21 protein-coding genes are annotated in these 24,719 nt (G+C 56.2%); 4 read left to right on the top strand and 17 right to left on the bottom strand.

Annotation, left to right across the window (positions count from 1 at the left end; translation table 11 throughout):
- Positions 1-123: 123 nt before the first annotated feature.
- Positions 124-630, top strand: coding sequence for a hypothetical protein (locus GZ093_RS13335; protein ID WP_296486650.1), 507 nt, complete (start codon positions 124-126; stop codon positions 628-630).
- A 24-nt stretch (positions 631-654) separates the two neighbouring features.
- Here GZ093_RS13335 and GZ093_RS13330 read toward each other — a convergent pair whose 3' ends face one another.
- The 6 genes from GZ093_RS13330 to GZ093_RS13305 form a co-directional block, all read right to left on the bottom strand.
- Entirely contained in the window at positions 655-1,986 is a 1,332-nt protein-coding gene (locus GZ093_RS13330; protein WP_296486648.1) for a TolC family outer membrane protein, read from the bottom strand.
- A gap of 69 nt (positions 1,987-2,055) precedes the next feature.
- Positions 2,056-2,397: a rhodanese-like domain-containing protein gene (locus GZ093_RS13325; RefSeq protein WP_296486647.1), complete on the bottom strand. Its 342-nt coding sequence runs from the start codon at positions 2,395-2,397 to the stop codon at positions 2,056-2,058.
- 12 nt (positions 2,398-2,409) lie between these two features.
- Positions 2,410-3,063, bottom strand: a complete 654-nt coding sequence (locus tag GZ093_RS13320; protein WP_296486646.1) for a protein-L-isoaspartate O-methyltransferase — start codon at positions 3,061-3,063, stop codon at positions 2,410-2,412.
- A gap of 49 nt (positions 3,064-3,112) precedes the next feature.
- Positions 3,113-6,349 (bottom strand): efflux RND transporter permease subunit, encoded by a 3,237-nt coding sequence (locus GZ093_RS13315; protein WP_296486645.1) that lies wholly within the window; start codon positions 6,347-6,349, stop codon positions 3,113-3,115.
- Positions 6,350-6,352: 3 nt separating this feature from the next.
- A complete protein-coding gene (locus tag GZ093_RS13310; protein ID WP_296486643.1) occupies positions 6,353-7,531 on the bottom strand; it encodes an efflux RND transporter periplasmic adaptor subunit in 1,179 nt (392 codons plus the stop codon).
- 20 nt (positions 7,532-7,551) lie between these two features.
- Positions 7,552-8,229 carry a TetR/AcrR family transcriptional regulator gene (locus tag GZ093_RS13305; protein ID WP_296486641.1) on the bottom strand — a complete coding sequence of 226 codons (678 nt, stop codon included), beginning with the start codon at positions 8,227-8,229 and terminating at the stop codon, positions 7,552-7,554.
- 1,455 nt (positions 8,230-9,684) lie between these two features.
- Here GZ093_RS13305 and GZ093_RS13300 point away from each other — a divergent pair.
- Positions 9,685-10,251 carry a hypothetical protein gene (locus GZ093_RS13300; protein ID WP_296486639.1) on the top strand — a complete coding sequence of 189 codons (567 nt, stop codon included), beginning with the start codon at positions 9,685-9,687 and terminating at the stop codon, positions 10,249-10,251.
- 948 nt (positions 10,252-11,199) lie between these two features.
- On the opposite strand, the gene GZ093_RS13295 is transcribed toward GZ093_RS13300, so the two are convergent.
- Entirely contained in the window at positions 11,200-12,558 is a 1,359-nt protein-coding gene (locus GZ093_RS13295) for a tyrosine-type recombinase/integrase (protein WP_296486638.1), read from the bottom strand.
- Between the two features lie 132 nt (positions 12,559-12,690).
- On the opposite strand from GZ093_RS13295, the gene msrA reads away from it, so the two are divergent.
- Entirely contained in the window at positions 12,691-13,242 is a 552-nt protein-coding gene (gene msrA / locus GZ093_RS13290; RefSeq protein WP_296486636.1) for a peptide-methionine (S)-S-oxide reductase MsrA, read from the top strand.
- A 20-nt stretch (positions 13,243-13,262) separates the two neighbouring features.
- On the opposite strand, the gene murI is transcribed toward msrA, so the two are convergent.
- The 9 genes from murI to GZ093_RS13245 all read right to left on the bottom strand — a co-directional run bounded on the left by murI (position 13,263) and on the right by GZ093_RS13245 (position 22,290).
- Positions 13,263-14,057 (bottom strand): glutamate racemase, encoded by a 795-nt coding sequence (gene murI, locus GZ093_RS13285; protein WP_296486634.1) that lies wholly within the window; start codon positions 14,055-14,057, stop codon positions 13,263-13,265.
- 36 nt (positions 14,058-14,093) lie between these two features.
- The gene (locus GZ093_RS13280) at positions 14,094-15,644 is read right to left on the bottom strand and encodes a fumarate hydratase (protein WP_296486632.1); all 1,551 of its coding nucleotides are present in this window, start codon (positions 15,642-15,644) and stop codon (positions 14,094-14,096) included.
- 126 nt (positions 15,645-15,770) lie between these two features.
- Positions 15,771-16,133: a Na+/H+ antiporter subunit G gene (locus GZ093_RS13275; RefSeq protein WP_296486630.1), complete on the bottom strand. Its 363-nt coding sequence runs from the start codon at positions 16,131-16,133 to the stop codon at positions 15,771-15,773.
- A complete protein-coding gene (locus tag GZ093_RS13270) occupies positions 16,130-16,399 on the bottom strand; it encodes a K+/H+ antiporter subunit F (RefSeq protein WP_296486629.1) in 270 nt (89 codons plus the stop codon). Before GZ093_RS13270 ends, GZ093_RS13275 begins: the two co-directional genes overlap by 4 nt.
- The gene (locus tag GZ093_RS13265; RefSeq protein WP_296486627.1) at positions 16,393-16,881 is read right to left on the bottom strand and encodes a Na+/H+ antiporter subunit E; all 489 of its coding nucleotides are present in this window, start codon (positions 16,879-16,881) and stop codon (positions 16,393-16,395) included. Before GZ093_RS13265 ends, GZ093_RS13270 begins: the two co-directional genes overlap by 7 nt.
- Positions 16,878-18,413 (bottom strand): monovalent cation/H+ antiporter subunit D, encoded by a 1,536-nt coding sequence (locus GZ093_RS13260; RefSeq protein WP_296486626.1) that lies wholly within the window; start codon positions 18,411-18,413, stop codon positions 16,878-16,880. The genes GZ093_RS13265 and GZ093_RS13260 overlap by 4 nt, the downstream gene beginning before the upstream one ends.
- Positions 18,410-18,745, bottom strand: a complete 336-nt coding sequence (locus GZ093_RS13255) for a Na+/H+ antiporter subunit C (protein WP_296486625.1) — start codon at positions 18,743-18,745, stop codon at positions 18,410-18,412. The genes GZ093_RS13260 and GZ093_RS13255 overlap by 4 nt, the downstream gene beginning before the upstream one ends.
- Positions 18,745-21,540, bottom strand: a complete 2,796-nt coding sequence (locus GZ093_RS13250; RefSeq protein ID WP_296486623.1) for a monovalent cation/H+ antiporter subunit A — start codon at positions 21,538-21,540, stop codon at positions 18,745-18,747. Before GZ093_RS13250 ends, GZ093_RS13255 begins: the two co-directional genes overlap by 1 nt.
- 147 nt (positions 21,541-21,687) lie before the next feature.
- Positions 21,688-22,290, bottom strand: a complete 603-nt coding sequence (locus GZ093_RS13245) for a YqhA family protein (protein WP_296486620.1) — start codon at positions 22,288-22,290, stop codon at positions 21,688-21,690.
- Positions 22,291-22,488: 198 nt separating this feature from the next.
- Between GZ093_RS13245 and acs the strand changes: the two genes are divergently transcribed.
- Entirely contained in the window at positions 22,489-24,486 is a 1,998-nt protein-coding gene (acs, locus tag GZ093_RS13240; protein WP_296486618.1) for an acetate--CoA ligase, read from the top strand.
- A gap of 18 nt (positions 24,487-24,504) precedes the next feature.
- On the opposite strand, the gene GZ093_RS13235 is transcribed toward acs, so the two are convergent.
- Positions 24,505-24,719, bottom strand: a 215-nt coding sequence (locus GZ093_RS13235) for a hypothetical protein (RefSeq protein ID WP_296486616.1), incomplete at its 5' end; no start/stop codon positions are given.

The following is a 24,719-nucleotide window of genomic DNA, read 5'->3' as shown; positions in this document are numbered from 1 at the left end:
TGGGACTTCTCCTTCTAAAGGTTGCAGATTGACTTCCAAACCCAATCTTGGCACTTGATGCCGTTACCGGGAAGCGGGAAGTCCCTTCGTATTCATGCAGTCTGACTAAACAGCTATCAAAAAGTGACTACTGGAATCATTTTTGGCAAGACCGAGGCGGGCCGCGCCGAGATGGCAGGGCGCAGCTACAAGCTGAGTGCTTTGCAGCGGCGCGTGCTGATCCTGGTGGACGGCCAGAAAACTGTCAATGCACTGGGGGCTTTCGTGCGGGTGGGCGAACTGGACGCGGTACTTGATCACCTCTTGCATGAAGGCTTGATCGAATCGACGGTCATCAGCACCAGCCTGCAGGCACCGGCCGCACCGGGGTTTAGCGCTGCCGAGCTGACGCAAGCGCCCCGGCCGGCGACCAGCCCGCAAGAATTCGTGAAGGTGCGGCAACACGCTTCAGACTTTGTGCGGGAGCAGCTGGGCGCTGCCGGCGAGCCCATTTGCGCGGCCATCGATCGGTGCGATAGCCCGTTCGAGCTGCGCAAAATGCTGCGTGGTGTGGAGATATTTGTCGGCCAAAGACTCAGTGCCGAGACCGCGCAAATGTTTGCGCGCCATTTTGGCGCGCTGCTGCTGTAGCGCGCCGGTGCCGATGGCCCGCTGTTACTTGGCCAGCAGCGCGTCGACGCTTTGCAGGTCTTGCGCCTGGAGTGTGCCGCTGGCCTGGCGCAGTTTCAGGCTGCCCAGCAGAACGTCGTAGCGCGCCTTGGCCAGCTTGGCCTTGGTGTCGTACAACTGGCTTTGCGAGTTGAGCACGTCGATGTTGATGCGCACTCCCACTTGGTAGCCGAGCTTGTTGGCGTCGAGTGCGCTCTGACTGGAGGCTTCAGCCGCTTCCAGCGCCTTGACCTGGCCTTGACCTGACTCCACGCCGAAGAAGGCGACGCGCGTACCTTGAGCGACCGCGCGTTTGGTGGCTTCCAGGTCGCTGCGGGCCTTGTCTTCCAGCGCGAGTGTTTCCCTGACCCTGTTCTGGATCGCAAAACCGGCAAACAGCGGCAGGTTGAACGCCAGGCCGATGGTGGCGGCATTGCTGCGGTAGTCCATCGGGTTGCTGGCGGTTCCGTTGTTTTGTGTCACGTTGTAGCCCGCCGTCAAATCGAGCGTGGGCTTATGGCCGGCTTGCGCTTTTTGGGTTTCCAGTTGCGCCACATCCAGCGCGACCTGCGTCTGTTTGATGCCAGGGTGGTTGCTTTCGGATTGCGCCACCCAGGCATTGACGTCGTTGGGCACGAGGGTTGGCAGTGCCAGCGGTTGCGCCAAAGGTTGGGGTTGGGCGTCAACCTTGCCGACCAACTGATCGAGTGCAATCTTTTTCACCCGCAGATCGTTTTCAGCCGCGATTTCCTGCGCTGTGCCCAGGTCAAAGCGGGCTTGGGCCTCGCGGGTATCGGTGATGGTGGCGGTGCCGACTTCAAAGTTGCGTTTGGCCGACGCCAGTTGCTCGCCCACGGCGGCCTTCTGGGCTTTGACAAAGGTCAGGTTGTCCATGGCCGCCAAGACGTCAAAGTAAGCCTGGCTGACGCGCACGATCAGGTCCTGGTCGGCCGCAGCGAGTTGCGCCTGGGCCAGATCGACCTGCTTCATTCCCTGCTCGTAACTGGCCCGGTTGGCCGGACGGTACAGCGGCTGTGACGCGCTGACGGTCGCGCTCTGGGAGTTGAAGTTGGAGGGGGGGGGCTGCGGCGAAGCTGGCAAGGTGGTGTCCAAATTGGTCGCCGACGCACCGAGCGAAAGGCCAACGGTGGGCAAAAGCAGGGCCTTGGCCTGGTCGGCCCGGGCCAGCGTGGCATCAAACTGGGATTTGGCCGATTGATACGTTGCGTCATAGCCTCGTGCGGACTGGTACAGATCGACCAGGCTCTGGGCCTGCACCGGCAGCGCCAGGGTGGTGCCAATGGCGACAAACAGGGGCAGTAGACGAAACGTTTTCATAAAGGGCCTTGGAAATAAATGGGTTGGCAAGAACAGTGCGGGCAAAGGACGGCGTTGGGGCCCGGGCGCTCAATACCTGGGAATACGGGGGTCGACTTCAGCCGACCAGGCGTTGATGCCACCGGCAATATTGGCCACATGCTTGAAGCCGCGCGCCTTCAGAAAAGCCGCGACCTGCATGCTGCGCGCGCCGTGATGACACAGGCAGGCAATCGGTTGTTCGGGGTCAAGCTCGGACAGGCGCGGCGGAATCACGCCCATCGGGATGGTGATGAGCTCAAAGCCATCGGCCTGGATACTGGCGGTGCGCAGCTCAGAGGGCTCGCGCACGTCCAGCACCACGGGCGTGCCATGACCACGGACCGAGTCCAGCCATGCAGCCAATTGGGACGGACGAACCTGAGCAATCATGCAGTTAGAAGCCTAAAAGTGAAAATGAGAGGGCTCGGGGAAATTGAGCAGACGTGGCGCCACGGTGTCCCAAGGGGTCGTGGTCTTGAACTCGGCGTCGCTGATACGGGTCACGATATGCAGGCGCATGGTTGGCTCTTCGCCCACAATTCCAATCAATCGGCCACCGACTTTGAGTTGCGCGAGCAGCGCTTGCGGTACTTCGGCGACCGAGCCGCTGAGCATGATGACGTCAAACGGACCGTCCGGTGAGACGCCCTTGGAACCATCAAACTGGCGCACTTCGGCGTTGTGGATACCGGCTTTTTGCAGGTTGGCTCGCGCCATCTGGGCCAGCTCCGGGTCGATTTCCAGCGAGATCACGCGCTGCGCGCGGTGCGCCAGCAGGGCGGCCATGTAGCCCGAGCCAGCGCCGATTTCCAGCACTTTTTCGTGTTTTTGAACGGTGGCGTCCTGCAGCATGCGCGCTTCGACGCGCGGCGCCAGCATCACCTGACCTTGGCCCAGGGGAATTTCCATGTCCATGAACGCCAGCGCCTTGTGCGCCAGGGGCACGAAGTCTTCACGCTTGACCACTGCCAGCAACTCCAGCACACCGTCGTCCAGGACGTTCCACGGCCGGATTTGCTGTTCGATCATGTTGAAGCGGGCTTGTTCCAAATTCATTGGGTACTCCTGGGGGTATGTTGGGAATGTTAACAGATTCTGCAAAATTTTACCCGGCGCTGACTTGCGCCGGGCTGCTATCAGCGCCCCAGCGGCGCCGCAACCATTGCGCCAGATCATCCATGTAGCAATACACCACCGGCACTACGACCAAAGTCAGCAGCGACGAGGTGATCACGCCGCCAATCACCGCCTGGCCCATGGGGGCCCGCTGCTCCGAGCCTTCGGTCAGCGCCAGCGCCAGCGGCAGCATGCCGAAGATCATGGCCAGTGTCGTCATAAGGATCGGGCGCAAGCGCACCTTGGCCGCCATCAGCAGCGCCGCGCTGCGCTCCATGCCGTCGATGCGGCGGCCGTCCGTGTCGATGCCGGGCTCGCGCGCTCGGATGGCAAAGTCGACCAAAAGAATAGCGTTCTTGGTTACCAGGCCCATCAGCATCACCACGCCGATCACCGAGAACATCGACAGGGTCGAGCGGAAGATCAACAGCGCCAGCACCACGCCGATCAGCGTCAGGGGCAGGGAGGTCATCAGCGCCAGCGGCTGGAAGAAGCTCTTGAACTGGCTGGCCAGAATCATGTAGATGAAGACAATGGCCAGCACCAGTGCCGAGATCGCGTAGCTGAAGGATTCGGCCATGTTCTTGGTCGAGCCGCCAAACTGGTAGCGGTAGCCGGGCGGGAAACTGACGCTCTCCAGGGCGCTCTTGATGTCGGCGGACACTTCACCCGAAGCGCGCTGATAGACATTGCCATTGATGGCGACTTCGCGCGTCATGTCACGCCGGTTGATCTGGTTGGAGCCGGTTGATTCCTTGACGGTGGCCACCTGATTCAGGCGTACGATGCGCGGGCTGCCATCCGGGTTGGCGCCGACCAGGAACGGCAAACGCTGCAGATCATCGGCCTGGTTGCGCGCCTGCGGCGCCAGGCGCACATTGACGTCGTAGGTCTGGTCATCGGGCGCGCGCCAGTTGCCCACCGTCTGGCCGGCCACCAGGGTGCGCAACGCGCTGCCGATCTGGGCCAGACTCAGGCCCAGGTCAGACGCCACGTCGCGCTTGAATGTGACGTCGAGCGTTGGCTTGTTGGGCTTGACGCTCGAATCCAGGTCCACCAGGCCGGGGATCACCCGGATTTTCTCCATCACCACCTGGGCAATGCGCTCAAGCTCGGCCTGATCCGGGCCCTGCAGCGAAAATTCCACCTGCTTTTGCCCACCCACCGGGTCGAGCAGTCCGGCGTGCGTGACGGTGACGCCGGGCACCTGTTTGAGGCGCTCGCGCAGCAAGGCCGACATTTCATTGACATTGCGCGCGCGGTCCTTGCGGTCCACCAGGCGCACGTAAACGCTGGCGTTGGTCTTGCCGACCGCATTGGCGGTGTTGATGGTCGTCAACGTATAGCGGACCTCCGGGTAGCTGCGCACAATGCCTTCAACCTGCTTCGCCCGGGCTTCGGTCACTTCGAGCGATGAGCCCACGGGCGTGTAGAAATTGAGCGTGGTCTCGGAAAAGTCAGCCGCGGGCACAAATTCGGTACCGAGCAGCGGCACCATGAAGATACTGGCAACGAAGATGAGCAGCGCCAGCGCCAGGGTTTTGAGTTTGTGCACCAAAGACCAGCGCAGGATGCCCTGGTAGGCGTCAATCAGCCACTCGGTCGCCTGGTCAAACCAGCCGGTGACGCGGCCAATGGTCTTGTCATAAAACGTGACCGGGCGGCGCGGCGTGCCGTCGGGGTTGAGGCCGTGGTTGCGGTGGGCCTCAATGCTGGGGTCGTGCCAGACGCTCGAGAGCATCGGGTCGAGCGTGAAGCTGACAAACATCGAGATCAGCACCGCCGCCACGATGGTGATGCCGAACTCATGAAAAAACTTGCCAATGATGCCGCCCATGAAGCCGATCGGCAGGAACACCGCCACGATCGACATCGTCGTAGCCATGACGGCCATGCCGATTTCCTGTGTGCCGTCCATCGCCGCCTGGTACGACTGTTTCCCCATCTGCACGTGGCGCACGATGTTCTCGCGCACCACGATCGCGTCGTCAATCAACAAGCCCACGCACAGGCTCAGGGCCATCAGCGTGATCATGTTGATGGTGAAGCCAAACAGGTTCATGAACAAGAACGTGCCGATCAGCGCAATCGGCAGGGTCAGACCGGTAATCACCGTGGAGCGCCAGGAATTGAGGAACAAGAACACGATCAAGATGGTGAGCAGCGCGCCTTCAATCAGGGTGCGGCGCACGTTCTGCACCGCCACGCGGATTTGCCGGGATCCATCGGTGACGGCTTCGAGCCGCACGCCGGGGGGCAACTGCGTTTTCATCTCGTCGAGCATTTTGACCAGACCGTCAATCACCGCAATGGTGTTTTCGTCCTGCGATTTCTGCACATTGAGCAAGAGCGTGCGCTGGCCGTTGTAGAGCGCCAGACTGTCGGTCTCCTGGGCGCCGTCGACCACCTGCGCGAGCTGGTCGACGCGGATCGGTGCGCCGTTCTTGCGCGCCACAATGATCTTGCCAAAGTCTTCAGGACGCTGCATGCGCGCTTCAATCTGCACCATGCGCTCTTGCTCGCGCGACTGGATCGCACCGACCGGCAGATCCTGGTTGTCATTGCGCACGGCAGCCACGACCTGGTCGGGCGTGACACCAAAGGCTTCCAGCGCCTGCGGGTTGAGGTAGATGTTGATCTCGCGCTTGGTGCCGCCGACCACGGTGACCGAGCCCACGCCGCGCACGTTTTCCAGGCGTTTGCGCAGGGTCTGGTCGGCCCAGTTGGTCAGCTCGACGTCCGACATGGCTTTGGCTGCGGTGGCGGGAGCGCCAGGTGTGGGCGCCGCATCGGGCAAGACCGCCACCGACCACACGGCGCGGCTGGCCGGGTCAAAACGCAGCACGCGGGGCTCCTTGACCTCGGTGCGCAGGGTGGGGCGCAACAAAGCTACTTTCTCGCGGACATCGTCAGCGGCCTTGCGCCCCACGATGTGCAACTGGAACTCGATGATGACGATCGATTGACCCGCATAGCTGCGAGAGGTCAGGGCGTTGATGCCGGCGATTGAATTGACGCCCTCTTCGATCTTCTTGGTCACTTCGCTTTCGACGATTTCGGGCGAAGCGCCAGGGTAATCGGTCGTGACTACAACGATTGGAAAGTCAACATTGGGGAATTGGTCGACCTGCAGGCGTTGGTAGGAAAACAGGCCCAGCACCACGATGGCCAGCATGACCATGGTGGCGAAGACCGGGTTGTGAAGGCTGACGCGGGTGAACCACATGGCTTATTGCCCGCCTGCAGTACCGGCTGCAGCAGCTGAACCAGCCGCAGCCGGTACTGCAGGCCCAGTCACCTGAACGACGGTGCCGGCGCGCAGCGGGCCCACGCTTCCTACAAGCACGCGGGCGTTCTCGGTTAACCCTTTGATCGCCACCAGGGCTTGTCCGTCGCGCTCGCCGCGCGTGCCCATCTCAACGCTTTGGTGCAGCACTTGATTGCCGCTGATCAGTTGCACATAGGGCTGGGGTTGGTCGGTGCGCACCGCACTCAAGGGCACGGCCAGCGCTTGCACGCGATCCGTGCCCAAAATTCCCTGTGCAAACAGGCCTTGCCGCAGGCCAGGCGCAGGCTCCACGCTCAGATAGACCAGCACCGCGCGGCTGCCGACCGTGGTGCTGGGGTTGATCCGGATCACCTTGGCGGTGACCGGTTGGCTGACGCCTTCAATCTGCAACACGGCGCTTTGTCCCACCCGCACGGCCACGGATTCGCTGGCGCTCAGGCTGGCTTCAAGCTCGAGCTGGCGCAGGTCGACGATCTCAACGATTCGCGCCTCGACACCGACGCGCTCGCCGGGCTGCGCCAAGCGCTGTGAAATCAGGCCGGCAATGGGTGCGCGCAGCACGGTGTCTTGCAGAGATTTGGCGGCGACCTCCGCGCCGGCCTGCGCCGCCCGATAGGTGGCCTCGGCCGCCGCGAGACTGGCCATGGACGAGTCCACCGCGGTCTTGGATATAAAGCCTTGCTGCACCAGCGAGCGGTTGTTGTCGAAGTTGCGCCGCGCGATGTCGACCTGAGCCTTGGCGGCCTGCGCCTGTTGCTGGGCCTGCTGCACGCGCGCGTTGTATTCGGTGGCGTCGACGCGGGCGATGATTTGCCCGGCCTTGACGGCATCGCCTTCGCGCACCGTCAATCCCTGCAATTCGCCTGCCACCCGCGCCTTGACCATGGCGGTGTTCACCGCCTTGAGCGCCCCCGAGAGGGCAACGCCGGTTACCAGCTCGCGGGTTGTCACCTGCACCACATCGGCTGCGCTCAACTGCACCACCGCCTGGGTACTCTGAGTTGCCAGTTTGGCCACAGCCGCTTGCTGCAATTTCCGCGCCGACAAGGCACGCCATACGCCGCTGGCGAGCAAGGCAACGACCAGGGCGAGCAACCCCCATTTCAACCAAGATTTCATGGTGCGATATTCTTCTGTGACTAGTGAGGAGGGGGCGGGCGAACGTTCAGGCCATTGAGAATGGTCTCAACTTGCAGGGCAATGTAGTCTTCGGGCACCAACTGGGCGCCAGCTTCGCAGCAAGTACCCAGAGAATGCTTCCACATGGCCAGAAAGACCATCGGGGCCAACACAATGTAGACGCCATATTTCATGTCGATGGCCCGAAACTCGCCACGGTCGACGCCGCGCTGCAACACGCGGGTAATCAGCACCTTGCCTGGCTGGATGACCTCGTGCTCGTAAAAGGCGGCCAGCTCTGGAAAGTTTTGGGCCTCACTCATCATCAGCTTGGTGATGCCTGAGGCCTGGGTCGAGCCAATGCGTTGCCACCAGGCCATCATGCAATAGCGCATCAGGTCGGCCGAGTTGCCTTTGAAATTATCGAACTCGGTATTCCACTCGTGGAAGCGCCCTGAAATGTTTTCGCGCACCACCGCCTTGAACAATTCTTCCTTGCTGGCAAAGTAGAGAAACAGCGTGCCTTTGGAGACGCCCGCCAGTTTGGCGACTTCTTCAACCCGCGTCGCGGCGTAGCCTTTTTCGACAAACAGCGCAAGCGCGGCGTCCAGCAGTTCGCCCGGGCGCGCATCCTTGCGTCGCTCGTGCTTGGTATGCCCGCCGCAAGGGGCATCGGAATCGGGATTTTTGACGGACATGAAGTTAATGACTATTTGGTTATTAATGTAATCTTTGCGCCAATGACTGTCAATGCAAGGGCTTGAGTCGGGACGGTGATGCCCACAAGGCGCCCTCAGTTTCTGCTGCCAGCTAACATGCCAAGGACACGCTAATTTCAAACAACACAGGAGATACGCCATGCCAGAACCCTTGCAAACCATCACATTGGGCGGTGGGTGCTTTTGGTGCCTTGAGGCCGTCTTAAACAAAATACGCTTATAAATCAACAAGTTATCTTTTGACAAAAGATTGTTTGACAGTTTTTTGCCAAAAGCTAACTTATCGACAGTCCTGATTTAACTGTGTAAACCGTATAAACTGTTTATATCGTTTCTCACAATCCGTATAAACCGTATAAACTGTTTATATCGTTTCTCAATAAGACTAGCTAAGTAGTCACGACGAACCCGGCTTATGACTAGCCAAGTAGCCACGAACACCATCAAAAAAATGACTATCAATGATTTTTTATTCCTTTTAGTTATATGAAATATATTAGCAAAACAAAGTAATAAGTCAATACAACTAATGACAATTACTTTCACTCAATACACAAACATATAACAAATACTTATTCTTAATTTCGACTGCTTTCTCTTTCTTTCTTTTTATTATTTTTTCTTTCGACTTGATGTTTTTTCCCTTATTTTTATAGAAAACAGGTATTACAAGAACAAATCGAGGCGCCTAGGCCTCTAACTTAGGCTAAAGCCTTATTTATTAAGTATTATTTAACCCACTCCTGCTATTTTCTTTTGATTTGTTATCGTTATTAAATCGGCATACTCAAAAAATTTGACTTATCTAGTCTTTTGATAGTGCTTAACTCTCAAAATTTTATGCTTGCTTTTGTCCCACGGTCCAAAATCAAACCTAAAATTTTGAAAGATATGAGCTTTATTTTGCTTTGCTTATTTTTCGATTTTTTCATTCCATTTTTATAATCTATTGATTTATTTTGTTTTGAGTTTGAAATCATTAACCTTGCTTACGCCTCCGTTACTACAAACTTGAAACAAGTTTGAGTAACGGTATTGCTTTACAACAATAAACCGTTTTGCTTTGTGCTTAATGTCAAGTTTTGCTTATTGATTAAATCGTTTTGTTTTGCTTATTGACTGAAAATTTTCACTTTGCTTTTTTTGGTGTTGATATTATTTTGTGCTTTATTTTTGAAATGCTCTTGACTTTCTTTTTACTATTTCGTATAAATAATAAAGCGACGGTTGACGTGAATAGTTTCCCCATACGTGGGGCTTGAAAATTTACTCAAACAAGAAAGCCACTTTAATCGGTGGCTTTTTTTGTTGTCTATTGACTTTTGATTTATTTTTACTTTGACAACAAAAAAGCCCACTATTTTCATAGTGGGCTTGATTTTTTAATAGAACCTGCTTTAATGATTATTACCACATAACAAAAAAAGGTGTCCTATGTCTACAACTATAATTAATAAAAATGATATTGTCAATCAAAAAGTCGAAAAAGAATTTGATTATTTTTCACTCAATAAAAAAGTATTCAATGAATTGATATTAATCAGCAGACCAAAAAATGTTTTATTTCAAATAATGGTTCATTTGTCTTGTAAGGCAACTTACAAAAATGGGCTTGTTGGAGTTCATAGTGAAATATCAAAAACAGCAATAGCAAAAGAATTGGGTATCAATAAAGGTCATATTACTGATTATCTTAAACAGTTGGTAGAATTACAGTTCATTAAGATATTCAATGTAAGTCCATTAGTTTTACAAGTTCTAGAAATTCCAAAAGCACCAGTTTTAAACGATATTAAAGCACTATTGCTTTACATTCATATAAACCCACACGAATTTAATTTTCATAGAAATTTAGAGAGAAAAACAGCATTTTTTGACACATTCAAAGAATATGATAATCAAATTCTTATTGAAAGAATTAAAAATGCTGAGGTTCCTTTGGAACATTCAAGCAATCAAACAGACGACGAAATAGAGGACATTTTCGGTTTTAATGAATAATATTTAATCCCCTTTTCAGGGGATTTTTTACGACCACTTATAAACAAAGTATCAACAAGTCAATGACAATAAAACTCAGTGAACCCTTTCACTGAACCCACAGAGGGCTTGATTAACAAGCCTTTATGCTATGCCATTGAACCCACTCAACAAACCCCCTTACTTTTTAACTGAACCCCCAGAGCACTTGATTAACAGGCTTTTATGCTATGTTGTTGAACCCCTTTTTATATGTATGATAAAGAATGTATGACTATTCGCAGAATATATTAATCATTACAACAACAATACAATCACGATAGTGTGTACTTAAAGCATAGTTTAATCACGTAGTGGGTATTCATTTACGATAGTAAATAAAAAAGGAACGTGCCGAAAATTTCCACTTTTTTCTTACTGCTATTAATCACTAACAAAAAAAGCACCTTGATAGGTGCTTTGTCGTTTAAGAGGACCTAGGCGAGCTAGTCCTTTTTTTCACTATCGTGATAAGCATTTAAACGGCTTTAAATCGTTTTTCTTTGTATGTGGCTATATCGTCATAGATAAATCAAATTAATCGCTCTATCGCAGTTTTAATGCCATAGGCAAAGGACTAGCTCGCCTAGGTCCTCTTAACCAAAGAACCTGGGTGAGCCCAGGTTCCAGCACATTAAAAAACGACTGAAATTTATTTTAGTCGCTATGTCGCACTTATAAAGTCTTTATTCGCAAGGGTTTAAAGCATAAAAGAACAGCTAATGTGGCACACATTAGCGATTAGTCCTTAAAAATATCGGCTGTTGGAAAAAGACAAAAGAAATGATATGAGAATGAATGCTAATGATATGTGAATGACTGTAAATGAATGACAATGAATGACAATGGTAAAACGAATGATAAAGACTGATAGTAAATGAATGAATAAATGATAATGAATGATATAAATTACAAATTACAAATTACAAATTACTTGGTTGGCAACTTGATAGGACTGTATCGTTTAGTAGTCTGCTTATTGTTGTGTCCTACGGATTTCATAATATCAATTTGACTGTTTAATGAGCCGGTTGGTAAATCTGACAAGTGGTTTTTTTCTAAATGTCGGACACTTTCAATTCCCAAAAGCTCACTGATAAGAATAGAGAAATTAGCCCCATCCATTCCTGTTGCTTGTCCGATATTAAATACAAGATTACTAATTGCCTCACGTCTAAAAAAGTGAAAGTGAAACCCTTTTTCTTTTAGTCCAATTCGCTCATTGAATTTATCGTATGAGCCAGAAAAACCGTATAAAGTGTATGTAAAAAGTCGTGGGTCATTTTCTCTTTTTTGAATGTTCTCCAAAATTTCACGGGCTTGCTTTGTAATAATTACTTTTCGAGGTCTACCTGATTTTGTTTGATAAAGTTGTACATAATTTTCATTCAAATGAACTTGGTCCCAAGTCAATAAAACTATTTCACTACGACGAAAACCACAGTAATAAGACAAAAGACATATTTGTTTCATTTCAATGTTTGGGTAAATATCCAGAGCATTAAACAAAATTTCTTTGTCTGTATCGCTTAATCTGTAATCGCTTTTCATATCCCTGTTTTTCAGTAAATCTTTATCGTATTCAGTGACTGGGTTAGGGATACCTTTAAATTTACTTTCTTGGTGTCGCAGATTGTCAAACAACTTTTTGATAAAAGATAATTCACGAGAAACAGAAATTTTGGAAACATTGCGACCAAGACTTGTACCGTATCTTGACTTTGCTGTTGTAGATAAACGAGCATTGATATAGTCGTTTATCTCAATATAAGTAATTTGTTCAGGTTTGAACTCGCCTAATCGTTTCTTTCCAGCATTGGCTATGGTATTTTGAGCCATTTGTGCTAATAAGCCGCCTGCAAGCAATAAAGGTTTAACTATGTCGTTATGACGGTCAGGAATAGCAGTATTTTCAATCGTCTTAAAAAATGAAACTTTACTTGCTCTATTTCTCTTTTTTAAGTCATTGTCAACAATTTCAGGGATATTTTTAGCAACATATTGACTGATATAAAACGAAAGTGTCGGACTTGTTAATAGTTCGCCTATTCGTTTTATTTTCTCATTCTGTTCTAAATCAATCTTGTTAAGTGTCTGTCTACCAATATTTGATTGATATGTAGCGAGCAAGTCCCTTGCTTGTTCCAAGTTATCACAAAGCTGGTCTACTTTCACCTGTGCGCCATTCACTTTTTTGTTGACACGAACACGAAACTTGACCTGTTTTTCTTTGTCTTTTGTCTTGTTTTTCCAATAAATTTGTGTTATTCCGCGAGGTAAAGCTGACATAGGTAAACTCCATTATTCAGGTCAAAGCCCACGGTTCAGGGTGGGAGTCTTTGACAAATTTATGCCAAAAGTTTACCTGATTTATGCCATTTTGTCAAATTTTACAAAGCAACCAAAAAGGAAATAATCGTTATGAATCAACAACTTAATACATTTGAAACCATAACTTTAGGAGGTGGCTGTTTTTGGTGCCTCGAATCTGTCTACGTCCAGGTCAAAGGCGTCACCGACGTTGAGAGCGGCTACTGCAACGGCCACGTCGTTGACCCCAGCTATGAGCAGGTGTGTACCGGCAGCACCGGCCACGCTGAAGTCGTCAAGCTGGTGTTTGACCCGGCGCAGATCAGCCTGCGCGAGATTCTGGAGATTTTCTTTGTTATTCATGACCCCACCACGCCCAACCGGCAGGGCAACGACAGTGGCACGCAATACCGCAGCGGTATTTATTATTCAACGCCCGAACAGGCGCAGGTCGCGAAAGACCTGATCGCTGAGATGAGACAAAGTGGTATTTACCAGCAGCCGATCGTGACGGAGGTTCTGCTGCTTACAAACTACTGGCCGGCCGAGGAATACCACCAGGACTTTTTTGCCAAGAACCCGAACCAGGGCTATTGCGTGGCTGTGGCCGCGCCCAAGGTGGCCAAGTTTCGCAAGACCTTTGCGCGCTTGGTGGCTGACTGAACAGGGGCCTGTTGCCGCGGTCAAAGCAATAGCGAATTCACCGGTTGGTCCAGCCGCAGCCAGCGTTCGGCGGCGTGCTGCAGCGCGTTGGGGTCGCCGGTGCAGAGCAGTCGGCAAGTGCCGACACTGTCGGTGCCGCAATGCTCGGGCAGCTGGCGCCGGGTCTGGCGCGCCACCGCCTCACCCGTATCGATCAGCTGCACGTTGGGGCCGACCGATTTGCGCAGCGCATCGCTGACAAACGGGTAGTGCGTGCAGCCCAGCACCAGCGTGTCAATTTCCCCGATATTTATGCCAAATCGGCCCATAGCCCCCGTGTAGTATGTGCATAGTGCTTCTATATTAGGAGCATTCTGGCGTTCAATGGCGTCGGCCAGACCGTCGCAGGGCTGGCAGCTGAATTCGGCTTCGCCGGCCAGTGACGCCACCAGCGCGCCAAACTTGGCACTGCCCAGTGTGCCGCGCGTCGCCATGACGCCGATGCGTCGGGTCTGGCTGAGCGCCAGCGCGGGCTTGAGGGCCGGTTCAACGCCGATGATGGGCAACTGGGGATGCGCCAGGCGCAGCGTGGCAATCGCTGCTGCAGTAGCCGTGTTGCAGGCGATGACCAGCGCCTGGATGTTGTACAGCGTTAGCAAATGAGCCGTGATGGCACTTGATCGATTGATGACATGCGCGTCATTACGCTCGCCATAAGGTGCATGGCCGCTGTCGGCCACATAGACAAAGTCCTCGTGCGGTAACTCGGCGCGCAGTGCCTTGAGGATGCTCAAGCCCCCGATGCCGCTGTCGAACACCCCGATCGGGCGCTTCACAGGATCAGCAGAATCTGGGTCAGAACCCGATTTCAATCAGGCGCCAGCGACTTCGATGCCCTTGAATTCGCCGGTGGCAATGCGTTTTTGCCATTGCGCCGGACCCGTGATGTGCGCGCTGGTGCCGCCCGCGTCGACCGCCACGGTGACCGGCATATCGACCACGTCAAACTCGTAAATGGCTTCCATGCCGAGGTCGGCGAAGCCCACCACATTGGCGGTCTTGATCGCCTTGCTGACCAGGTAAGCGGCGCCGCCCACGGCCATCAGGTAGGCGCTCTTGTGTTTCTTGATGGCTTCAATCGCGACCGGGCCGCGCTCGGCCTTGCCGATCATGGCAATCAGGCCCGTTTCAGCCAGCATCATCTCGGTGAAACCGTCCATGCGGGTGGCGGTGGTCGGGCCGGCCGGGCCGACTGCTTCGCCCTTGATCGGATCGACCGGGCCCACGTAGTAAATCACGCGGTTGGTGAAGTCGACCGGCAGCTTCTCACCCTTGGCCAGCATGTCCTTGATGCGCTTGTGCGCGGCGTCGCGGCCGGTCAGCATCTTGCCGTTGAGCAAGAGCGTGTCACCGGGCTTCCAGCTCGCCACTTCTTCCTTGGTCAGGGTGTTGAGATTGACTTTTTTGCTCTTGACGTAGTCGGGCGCCCACTGCACATCGGGCCAGGTTTCAAGCGCGGGCGGCGTCAGGTAAACCGGACCGCTGCCGTCCATCACAAAGTGCGCGTGGCGCATGGCGGCGCAGTTCGGGATCATGGCGATCGGCTTGCCCGCGGCGTGCGTGGGGTACATCTTGATCTTCACGTCCAGCACCGTGGTCAGGCCGCCCAGGCCCTGCGCGCCAATGCCCAGCGCGTTGACTTTCTCCATCAATTCAATGCGCAGCGCTTCGACCTTGCTGAGCGCTTGTCCGCTGGCGGCCTTGGCTTGCAGCTCGTGCATGTCCAGGTGGTCCATCAGGCTTTCTTTGGCCATCACCATCGCTTTTTCTGCCGTGCCGCCAATGCCGATGCCCAGAATGCCGGGTGGACACCAACCCGCGCCCATGGTCGGCACGGTTTTGAGCACCCAATCGACCACCGAATCATTGGGGTTGAGCATGTACATCTTGCTCTTGTTCTCGCTGCCGCCGCCCTTGGCCGCGACCGTCACTTCGAGCTTGTCGCCGGGCACGATGTCAACAAAGATCACGGCGGGCGTGTTGTCTTTGGTGTTCTTGCGCTCAAACTGCGGGTCCGCCACCACACTGGCGCGCAGTGGGTTGTCGGGGTTGGTGTAGGCGCGGCGCACGCCTTCGTTGATGGCGTCGTCCAGGCTGCCGGTGAACTCGCCCCAGCGCACGTCCATGCCGACTTTCAAAAATACGTTGACGATGCCGGTGTCCTGGCAGATCGGGCGGTGGCCCTCGGCCGACATCTTGCTGTTGGTCAGGATTTGCGCCATGGCGTCTTTGGCGGCCGGGCTTTGCTCACGCTCATAGGCCCGCGCCAGGTGCGTGATGAAGTCGGCCGGGTGGTAGAAGCTGATGTACTGCAAGGCAGCGGCGACGGATTCAATCAGGTCAGTCTGGCGGATGGTACTCATGATGCGGTGAAACCTCAGGTAGTTGAAGGAAATGTGAAGCGGCGCTGCGCAACGGCCGACAAATCAAATTAGTTTAACCAGCCTGACCCGACGCCAGTTTGACCGAGCGCATAGCAATCGACAATATCAATCGCGCCTGCTGGGCGCTGAGTCTCGGCGTGTGGTCGGAGCTTCTTCAGGCAGTGCCGCAATCGAGGGCAGTCCCAGATGCAGGGCCGCCTTGGCCAGCAGGTGGGCCGAGACCGGCGCGGTGATGAACAGGAAAAATGTGACCAGAATTTCATGCAGGCTCAAACCCTCGCCCGTGACGCTGAAAAAAACGGAAGAGGCAATCAACAGGCAACCGACCCCCAAAGTTGTCGCCTTGGTGGGGCCGTGCAGGCGGGTGTAAAAGTCTTTGAAGCGCACCAGACTGAGCGAGCCCACAAAGGTAAAGCCGGCGCCGATCAGCACCAGGGCGGATAACAGGACTTCGGTCGTGGTGTTCATTCGATGATGTCTCCGCGCAGCAAATATTTTGACAATGCCACCGTGCCCACAAAGCCCATCAAGGCGATCAACAAGGCAGCCTCAAAGTAAAGCGGACTGGCCAGACGGATGCCCAGCAACACCAGCAAGGCAATGGCATTGATATAGAGCGTGTCGAGCGCAAGGATGCGGTCAACCGCGCTCGGCCCCCGAAATAGCCTGAAGAAGCTCAAGGCGAAGGCTGCAGTGACCAACGTGAAAGAGATGGAGAGGGCGGTACTCAACATTCAAAAGTCTCCTTCAGCGGTGCTTCAAAACGCGTCTTGATGGTGTCGATCAAGGCCTGGGGGTCGGTGCAATCGAGCGCGTGCACCAGCAAAAAACGCCGGTCTTCGGACAGCCGGGCCGACACCGTCCCGGGTGTCAGGCAGGTGGTATTGGCCAGCAGGCTGATCGCCAGCTCATGGCGCAAGTCCAGTGGTACCTGCACAAAGACCGGATGCAGCGCGCGCGGGCCCACCAACACGAGGCGCGCGACGGTGAGGTTGGCAACCAGCACGTCGTAAAAAAAGAAGCGCAGGAAGCGCAACATGCTTAGCGGGCGACGCAAGCGCACGCGCTCAGGCCAAAACGCCAAGGTAAACAGCGGAATGATCCATCCCAGCAGCAGGCCAAGTACGAGCTGTCCGACGGATGCACTGTTGTTGAGCAAAAGCCAGATCAGCGTCAGCATTGGCGTGAGCAGAGGGTGAGGTAACCAGCGCTTCATCGGGTGCCTCCTAGAACCGCGTTGATGTAAATGGACGGCTCAGCCAGTTGCAGCGCCGTGGCGCGGGCAAAGTCCACGGCAGGCCCGGCGCCCACGGTGAGAGCGAGGATCAAGCCCAGCAAGGCGCCGATGGCGAAGAATTCGTAAGGGGCAAACAGCGGTGTTGGTCGGCTGAGCGCCTGATTGATTGAAGATGGCGGCTTGACGCTATCGAAAAACACGCGGCTGCCGGCCCGTGCCAGTGCGACGACGATGCCCAGCGCTGAGACCAGGATGATGACCCAGACCCAGGGGTGTGCGGGTGTGGCTTGCAGAATCAGAAGCTTGCCGACAAAGCCCGACAGCGGTGGCAAGCCCGACGCAGCCACAGCGGCCACGAAGTACACGCCGCCCCACTGTGCGTAGTGGGGCATATCGACATCGGGCGCAAAGCTGTCGCCACTGCGCGCGCGCCGGCGCTTGATGGCGTCACTCAGCAAGAACATCAGCGCGGCGGTGAAGGTGCTGTGCGGCAGGTAATAAAGACCTGCGGCAATGCCGTTCGTTCCCAGAGCAATGGCAGCGAGCAGGGTGCCGACCGAGGCCAGCACGAGGTAAGCGGCCAGCCGCCCCAGACCTTCTGCGGCCAGCGCGCCCAACATGCCAATGACCAGGGTGGCCAGGGCCAGCGCCAACAGCCAGGGTTCAAACAAGCCGGCCAGTTCACCTGCCGCGCTGCCAAACAGCAAGGTATGGGTGCGCAAAATGGCGTAAATCCCCACCTTGGTCATGATCGCAAACAGCGCTGCCACAGGTGCCGAGGTGCCTGCATACGCGTTGGGCAGCCACAAGTGCAAGGGCAACAGCGCCGCCTTGAGGCCGAACACAAGCAGCAACAGCAGGCCGCCCGCACGCGCCAGCCCCAGGCTATCAGCTGGCAATGTCGCTGCCTTGGCCGCCAGGTCGGCCAGATTGAGACTGCCCAGGGCACTGTAAATCAGACCGGCTGCAAAGAGGAACACCGTGGAGCCCAGCAAGTTCATCACCACGTAATGCAGCCCGGCGCGGGTGCGCGCAGGGCCGCCACCATGCAGCGCCAGGCCATAGGAGGCGATCAGCAAGACCTCAAAAAAAACGAACAGGTTGAACAAATCGCCGGTCAGGAAGGCGCCCGCCAAACCGAACAACTGCATCTGGAACAGCACATGAAAATGCCGCCCCTGGCGATCGGTGCCCCCGCCCGCGTAGATGACGGCGCACAGCGCGACCAGCGAGGTGATCAGCACCATCGATGCCGCGAGCCGGTCGGCGACCAGCACAATGCCCCAGGGCGCGGGCCAGTCACCCAGGCGGTAAGTTACGAGCGTGCCGTCGGCCACCGCGAGCAGCAGGGCCAGCGCAAAACCGATCTGGACCAGCACGGCCAGCACGGCCAAGCCCCGTTGCAGGCGCATGGCTTGCTCGCGCAGCACCAGCAGCAGCAACGCTGCCACGAAGGGCAGCAGCACTGGCGCAATCACCAGGTGGTCGGTGATGGACAGGGAGGTTGTCATGGCTGGCTCCCGGTGTGGCGACCATCAACATGGTCGTTGCCGAGCTCGGCGCGCGCGCGCAAGCTGAGCATGATGACAAAAGCCGTCATGGCAAAACCAATCACGATGGCGGTCAGTACCAGGGCCTGCGGCAAGGGGTCGGCATGACCGCTTGCCAGCCCAATCACCGGCGGTTGGCCGATGACCAGCCGACCGGTGGCAAACAAGAACAGGTTCACGCCGTAAGACAGCAGCGTCAGGCCCAGCACCACGGGGAAGGTGCGCGCGCGCAGCACCAGATAAACGCCGCAACCGGTCAACACGCCAATGGACAAGGCAATCAGAAGTTCCATCAATTGGGCACCTTGTCATGGCTGGCGCGGTGTGCCAGGCCCAGGTTGATGAGGATCAACAGCGTGGCACCGACCACCACCAGGTACACGCCCAGGTCAAATGCCATGGCGGAGGCGACTTCAAATTCGCCAACCCAGGGCAGGGTGAAGTGACCAAAAGTGGAGCTTAGGAAGGGGCGGCCAAACAGCCAACTGCCCAGACCCGTGAGCAAAGCCGCAGTCAAACCCAGCGCCAGCCAGGGGTGGGTTTGGGCTGGCAAGCGGGCCTGTGTCCAGGTGGCGCCGTTGGCCAGGTACTGCATGATCAGTGCAATGGCTGTGATCAGCCCGGCAATGAAGCCGCCACCCGGCAGGTTGTGACCGCGCAGGAAGATAAAGACCGACACCAGCAGCGCCAGCGGCAACAGCAAGCGCGCGAAGGTGGCCATGATGACCGGATGCAGGTCGGCATCCCAGGCGCGGCCCTGCGCATCTTGGCCGGGCGCGGGCAGGCGCAGGTCCTGCAACAGCGCAAAAATGCCGAGCGCGGCCACCGCCAGCACCGTGATTTCGCCAAAGGTGTCAAAGCCACGGAAGTCGACCAGGATGACGTTCACCACGTTGTGGCCACCGCCCCCGGGCACACTGTTGCTGATGAAGAAATCAGCGATGGTGTCACCCGAGCGGGTCAGCACCGCCCAGGCCATTGCCGCAGCGCCGCCACCCGCCAGCAGCGCAATCGCACCGTCGCGCCAACGCTTGCTGTTGTCTGATTCGGTGGGCGTCACGGCCGGCAAGAAATAGAGTGCTAACAGCAGGAGGATGATGGTGACCACTTCAACTGACAATTGCGTGAGGGCCAAGTCCGGTGCTGAAAATTTGACAAAGATCAGCGCCACCACGAGCCCGACGGCACCCGTCAAAATCAAAGCGGTGAGCCGCTGGCGGTGCAGCACGGTTGCTGCCAGCGCGGCCAGCACCAGCGCCAGCGCTGCCGTCAGACTGACCCCGTCGACCGGCAGCAAGGGGCGTGAGCCGGTCAGGGGCGCGGGAGCCAAGACCAGGCCCGTCGCGCCGAGCACCAGGGTGCACAGTATCAGCAACATCACCTGGCGTTGCAGTGAGCCGTTGTCAAGCCAATGGGTGAGGCGCCGGGCAAAAGCCAGGGTGCCCTCAAGCAGGTGATCAAAGATGGCGCGGCCACTGAGCCGGGCTGCCAGCTTGCCATGCAGGGCAAAAAGCGGCTGGCGACGCCAGTAGAGAAGAACACCGCCGATCAAGGCAACCACGCTCATCCACAGGGCCGGGCTGACGCCGTGCCAGATCGCCAGGTCATGCTCAGGCAGTGGCCCTTGCAGCACGGCGCCGGCCGCAGCGGCCAGGATGGGTTCGACCGTCTGGGCCGGGAAGATGCCCACCAACAGCACCAGCACCACCAAAATCTCGACCGGCACCTTCATCCAGCGCGGCGGCTCGTGCGGGGTTTTGGGCAGATTGATCGGCTCACCGTTAAAGAACACGTCATGGATGAAGCGCAATGAGTACGCCACGGCAAAAATACCGGCGATGGTGACCACGGCGGGCAGCAGCCAGCTCAAACGCATTTGGCCGCCGGCGGTGACCGCCTCGGCAAAAAACATCTCTTTGGAGAGAAAACCATTGGCCAGTGGCACGCCTGCCATGGCCGCGCTAGCCACCATGGCCAAGGTGGCTGTGTGCGGCATGTAGTGCCACAGGCCGTTGATTCGGCGCATGTCACGCGTGCCGCATTCATGGTCAATGATGCCGGCGGCCATGAACAGCCCGGCCTTGAAGATGGCGTGGTTGATGATGTGAAACACGCCGGCCACGGCCGCCAGCGGTGTGCCGATGCCAAACAAGGCGGTGATCAGCCCCAGGTGGCTGATGGTGGAATAGGCCAGCAGGCCTTTGAGGTCGTGCTTGAACAGCGCAAACACGGCGCCCAGTAGAAAAGTGATCAAGCCAACGCCGCCGACCCACCAGGTCCAGGCGTCAGTGCCCGAGAGGGCCGGGAACAGCCGCGCCAGCAAAAACACACCGGCCTTGACCATGGTGGCGGAATGCAGGTAGGCCGACACCGGCGTGGGCGCGGCCATGGCGTTGGGCAACCAGAAATGAAAGGGAAACTGTGCCGATTTGGTAAAGACTCCGAGCAGAATCAACAGCAGTGCCGGCAGATACAGCGGGTGCGCCCGCACCAGATCACCGCTGGCCAGCACGACCGAGAGCTCGTAACTACCCACGATCTGGCCCAGCAACAAAAAACCGGCCAGCAGCGCCAGACCACCGGCGCCGGTGATCGTCAAAGCCATCAGCGCACCGCTGCGGGCGTCTTCCCGCTGGCGCCAATAGGCAATCAGCAAAAAAGACGAGAGGCTGGTGAGTTCCCAGAAAATCAGTAACTGGATCAGGTTCTCTGACAGCACCACGCCGAGCATGGAGCCCATGAAGAGCAGCAAGTAGGCGTAGAGCCGACTCAGACTGTCCCGCATTGACAAGTAGTAGTGGGCGTACAGAATGACCAGTAAGCCAATCAGCAGGATCAGCAGAACAAAAAGCAGGCCCAGCCCGTCCATGCGGAAAGCCAGGTCGAGCCCGGCGCTGGGAATCCAGCTCAGTTGCTCAATCGTGGTTTTGCCGGCCAGGCTGTCGACCATCAGCGGCAGCAGCAACAGCAGCGCCGACACCGTCACCGCCGCAGCGCTCCAGGCCGAGACAGTGCGCCCGTAACGCCCTGACCGGGCAACAAGCGCTGCACCAAAAAAGGGCACAAGAATGGCCAAAAACAAATGCATCACCTATTGTGCGGGATCAAGGCAATGGCTCTGCCGGTCAGTGAGGCGACTACATTAGCCGCCTTGGGGTTTTCGCAGGCTGGCATGACCCGCAGGACGAATCTGTGCTTTCGCCAGCCAGTTCAGACCATCTGATGCGGCCGCTTGCTAATGGGAATCCGATTGCGGATGGGCCATGAGACGGTCGGTATAGGCAATCGCAATCGCCGAGAGCAAAAAGGTGATGTGAATCGCGGTTTGGGCAATCAGGACTTTTTCGTCATAGTTGGCGGCATTGATGAAGGTCTTGAGCAGGTGAATCGAGCTGATGCCGATGATGGCGGTGCCCAGCTTGACCTTCAGCACCGAGGCGTTCACGTGGCTGAGCCACTCGGGCTGGTCGCGGTGGCCCTCTAAGTCCATGCGCGACACAAAGGTTTCATAGCCACCAATAATCACCATGATCAGCAGGTTGGAGATCATCACCACGTCGATCAGCGCCAATACCACCAGCATGATGATGGTTTCATTCAGTGAGGTGATGGCCACATCGGACTTGTATCCGATGCTGCTGATCAGGGCCTGCAAGGCCGTCTGGCTGCCAAAGGCGGCTTCCAGCAGGTGCACCAGCTCCACCCAGAAATGGAACACATACACGCCTTGTGCAGCGATCAGCCCGATATAGAGCGGCAACTGCAGCCAGCGGCTGGCAAAGATGAAGCTTGGGATCGGGCGCATGCGGGGCGCTTTTTCAGGATTCGGAGTACTCATTTGACGTCTTCTTTTATAGGGTTGCCGATTGTAGGGGCGCCGTGCCTGCACTCGGGCGTGCCAGTCGATTGCCAGTTGCGAAGAGTCAAAGCATGGCGTCAACATTGGTGCCACCTTCGGCATTCAGGCACGTCAGTGGCCTGTAAGTGCAAGGATTGACATTTATGCGTTGTATTTTTAACAAGAGGAGACCTGCCCATGAGTTCACCATCAACCGCCGTTGAGTCCACATTGGTTGAAAACCGCGTTTTTCCGCCGAGCGAGGCGACCGTCAAGGCCGCGCGCATTTCCGGCATGGACGGCTACAACGCGCTGTGCGCCGAAGCCGAGAAAGATTTTGAAGGCTTCTGGGCTCGCTTGGCACGTGAAAACGTGGTCTGGAGCAAACCCTTCACCAAGAGTCTGGACGAGTCCAATGCACCTTTTTACAAATGGTTTGAAGACGGTGAACTCAACGCTTCGGCCAATTGCCTGGACAAGCACATGGGCACGCCGGTTGAGAACAAAACAGCCGTCATTTTTGAAGCCGATGACGGTGCTGTCACCAAGACCAGCTACAAGGAATTGCTGGCCCGCGTCAGCCAGTTTGCCAACGCACTCAAGGCCCATGGCATCAACAAGGGCGACCGCGTCCTGATCTACATGCCGATGTCACTCGAAGGTGTGATCGCCATGCAGGCCTGCGCCCGCATTGGTGCCATCCACAGCGTGGTGTTTGGCGGCTTTTCGGCCAAGGCGCTGCAAGAACGCATCATGGACGCCGGTGCGGTGGCCGTGGTCACAGCCAACTACCAGAAGCGCGGCGGCAAAGAGTTGCCCTTGAAGTCGATTGTGGACGAGGGTTTGAGTCTGGGCGGCTGCGAGTCGATCAAGACGGTCTTTGTGTACCAGCGCGCCGCCACCGCCTGCAACATGGTCGCCGGGCGCGACGTGACGTTCACCGAGGCATTGGCCGGGCAAAGCACCGAATGCGCGCCGGTCGCCGTGGGTGCCGAGCATCCCTTGTTCATTCTTTTCACTTCGGGCTCCACGGGCAAACCCAAGGGCGTGCAGCATTCCACCGGCGGCTTCTTGCTGTGGGCCAAGCTGACGATGGACTGGGTGTTTGACCTGCAGCCGTCCGATGTGTTCTGGTGCACCGCCGACATCGGCTGGATCACCGGCCACTCCTACGTGGCCTATGGGCCGCTGGCAGCAGGCGCCACGCAAATCATATTTGAAGGCATCCCGACCTACCCTAATGCCGGGCGGTTCTGGCAGATGATCGAGCGCCACAAGTGCACTATCTTTTACACCGCGCCGACCGCCATCCGTGCGCTGATCAAGTCGGCCGAGTCCGATGCAAAAGTTCACCCTGATCGCTCGGATCTGTCGAGCCTGCGCATCCTGGGCACGGTGGGTGAACCGATCAACCCCGAAGCCTGGATGTGGTACTACAAACACGTCGGCCGTGAGCGCTGCCCGATTGTGGACACCTTCTGGCAGACCGAGTCCGGCGGCCACATGATCTCGCCGCTACCCGGCGCCACGCCACTGGTTCCCGGCAGCTGCACCTTGCCACTGCCCGGCATCATGGCGGCGATCGTGGACGAAGCGGGCCACGATGTGCCCAATGGATCGGGCGGCTTGTTGGTCGTCAAACGCCCCTGGCCGTCGATGATTCGCACCATCTGGAACGACCCGGAGCGCTTCAAGAAAAGCTATTTTCCTGATGAATTGGGCGGCACAGTTTATCTGGCGGGGGACGGCGCGGTGCGCAGTGTTGATCGGGGTTACTTCCGCATCACCGGCCGCATCGACGATGTGCTCAACGTCTCCGGTCACCGCATGGGCACGATGGAAATCGAGTCGGCCCTGGTCGCCAAGACCGATCTGGTGGCCGAAGCTGCCGTGGTGGGGCGCCCGGACGATATGACCGGCGAGGCGATTTGCGCCTTTGTGGTGCTCAAGCGTCCGGTGCCCACCGGTGATGAAGCCAAAGCCATTGCCAAGGAACTGCGCGACTGGGTGGCCAAAGAAATTGGCCCCATTGCCAAGCCCAAAGACATCCGCTTTGGCGAGAACCTGCCCAAGACCCGTTCTGGCAAGATCATGCGCCGCTTGTTGCGTTCACTGGCCAAGGGCGAGTCCATCACCCAGGACACCTCCACGCTGGAGAATCCGGCGATTCTCGATCAGTTGGGGCAGGTCTACTGAGGCCGTGTTAAAGCAATGTTATTGATAGCTGCGCGCGCCCGTTCTACGGGGGCTGCAGCCTGAAATGGCATAAATTCCAGCTGACAAAAGCCCGCTTTGCGGGCTTTTGTTTTGACAGCGAAGCCTCGCCTCCAATCGCTGGATAAAGCAACTTCTTTTCTGTAAATTTCCGAAATTTAGTTTTGGGTGTTGGTGATTTGCAGCGCTCAGGGCTTCATGGTTAGATAGATTTT

This window comes from Rhodoferax sp., from assembly GCF_010365055.1.
Taxonomy (GTDB): Bacteria; Pseudomonadota; Gammaproteobacteria; order Burkholderiales; family Burkholderiaceae_C; genus Rhodoferax.
Note: the sequence above shows the minus strand (reverse complement) of the source record. Positions and strands in the feature narration are given on the sequence as shown.

Excerpts from the sequence above, each read along its gene's own strand:
- GZ093_RS13330 (WP_296486648.1), bottom strand. The coding sequence starts at position 1,986 with ATGAAAACGTTTCGTCTACTGCCCCTGTTTGTCGCCATTGGCACCACC.
- GZ093_RS13325 (WP_296486647.1), bottom strand. The coding sequence starts at position 2,397 with ATGATTGCTCAGGTTCGTCCGTCCCAATTGGCTGCATGGCTGGACTCG.
- GZ093_RS13320 (WP_296486646.1), bottom strand. The coding sequence starts at position 3,063 with ATGAATTTGGAACAAGCCCGCTTCAACATGATCGAACAGCAAATCCGG.
- GZ093_RS13315 (WP_296486645.1), bottom strand. The coding sequence starts at position 6,349 with ATGTGGTTCACCCGCGTCAGCCTTCACAACCCGGTCTTCGCCACCATG.
- GZ093_RS13310 (WP_296486643.1), bottom strand. The coding sequence starts at position 7,531 with ATGAAATCTTGGTTGAAATGGGGGTTGCTCGCCCTGGTCGTTGCCTTG.
- GZ093_RS13305 (WP_296486641.1), bottom strand. The coding sequence starts at position 8,229 with ATGTCCGTCAAAAATCCCGATTCCGATGCCCCTTGCGGCGGGCATACC.
- GZ093_RS13300 (WP_296486639.1), top strand. The coding sequence starts at position 9,685 with ATGTCTACAACTATAATTAATAAAAATGATATTGTCAATCAAAAAGTC.
- GZ093_RS13295 (WP_296486638.1), bottom strand. The coding sequence starts at position 12,558 with ATGTCAGCTTTACCTCGCGGAATAACACAAATTTATTGGAAAAACAAG.
- msrA (WP_296486636.1), top strand. The coding sequence starts at position 12,691 with ATGAATCAACAACTTAATACATTTGAAACCATAACTTTAGGAGGTGGC.
- GZ093_RS13280 (WP_296486632.1), bottom strand. The coding sequence starts at position 15,644 with ATGAGTACCATCCGCCAGACTGACCTGATTGAATCCGTCGCCGCTGCC.
- GZ093_RS13275 (WP_296486630.1), bottom strand. The coding sequence starts at position 16,133 with ATGAACACCACGACCGAAGTCCTGTTATCCGCCCTGGTGCTGATCGGC.
- GZ093_RS13270 (WP_296486629.1), bottom strand. The coding sequence starts at position 16,399 with ATGTTGAGTACCGCCCTCTCCATCTCTTTCACGTTGGTCACTGCAGCC.
- GZ093_RS13265 (WP_296486627.1), bottom strand. The coding sequence starts at position 16,881 with ATGAAGCGCTGGTTACCTCACCCTCTGCTCACGCCAATGCTGACGCTG.
- GZ093_RS13260 (WP_296486626.1), bottom strand. The coding sequence starts at position 18,413 with ATGACAACCTCCCTGTCCATCACCGACCACCTGGTGATTGCGCCAGTG.
- GZ093_RS13255 (WP_296486625.1), bottom strand. The coding sequence starts at position 18,745 with ATGGAACTTCTGATTGCCTTGTCCATTGGCGTGTTGACCGGTTGCGGC.
- GZ093_RS13250 (WP_296486623.1), bottom strand. The coding sequence starts at position 21,540 with ATGCATTTGTTTTTGGCCATTCTTGTGCCCTTTTTTGGTGCAGCGCTT.
- GZ093_RS13245 (WP_296486620.1), bottom strand. The coding sequence starts at position 22,290 with ATGAGTACTCCGAATCCTGAAAAAGCGCCCCGCATGCGCCCGATCCCA.
- acs (WP_296486618.1), top strand. The coding sequence starts at position 22,489 with ATGAGTTCACCATCAACCGCCGTTGAGTCCACATTGGTTGAAAACCGC.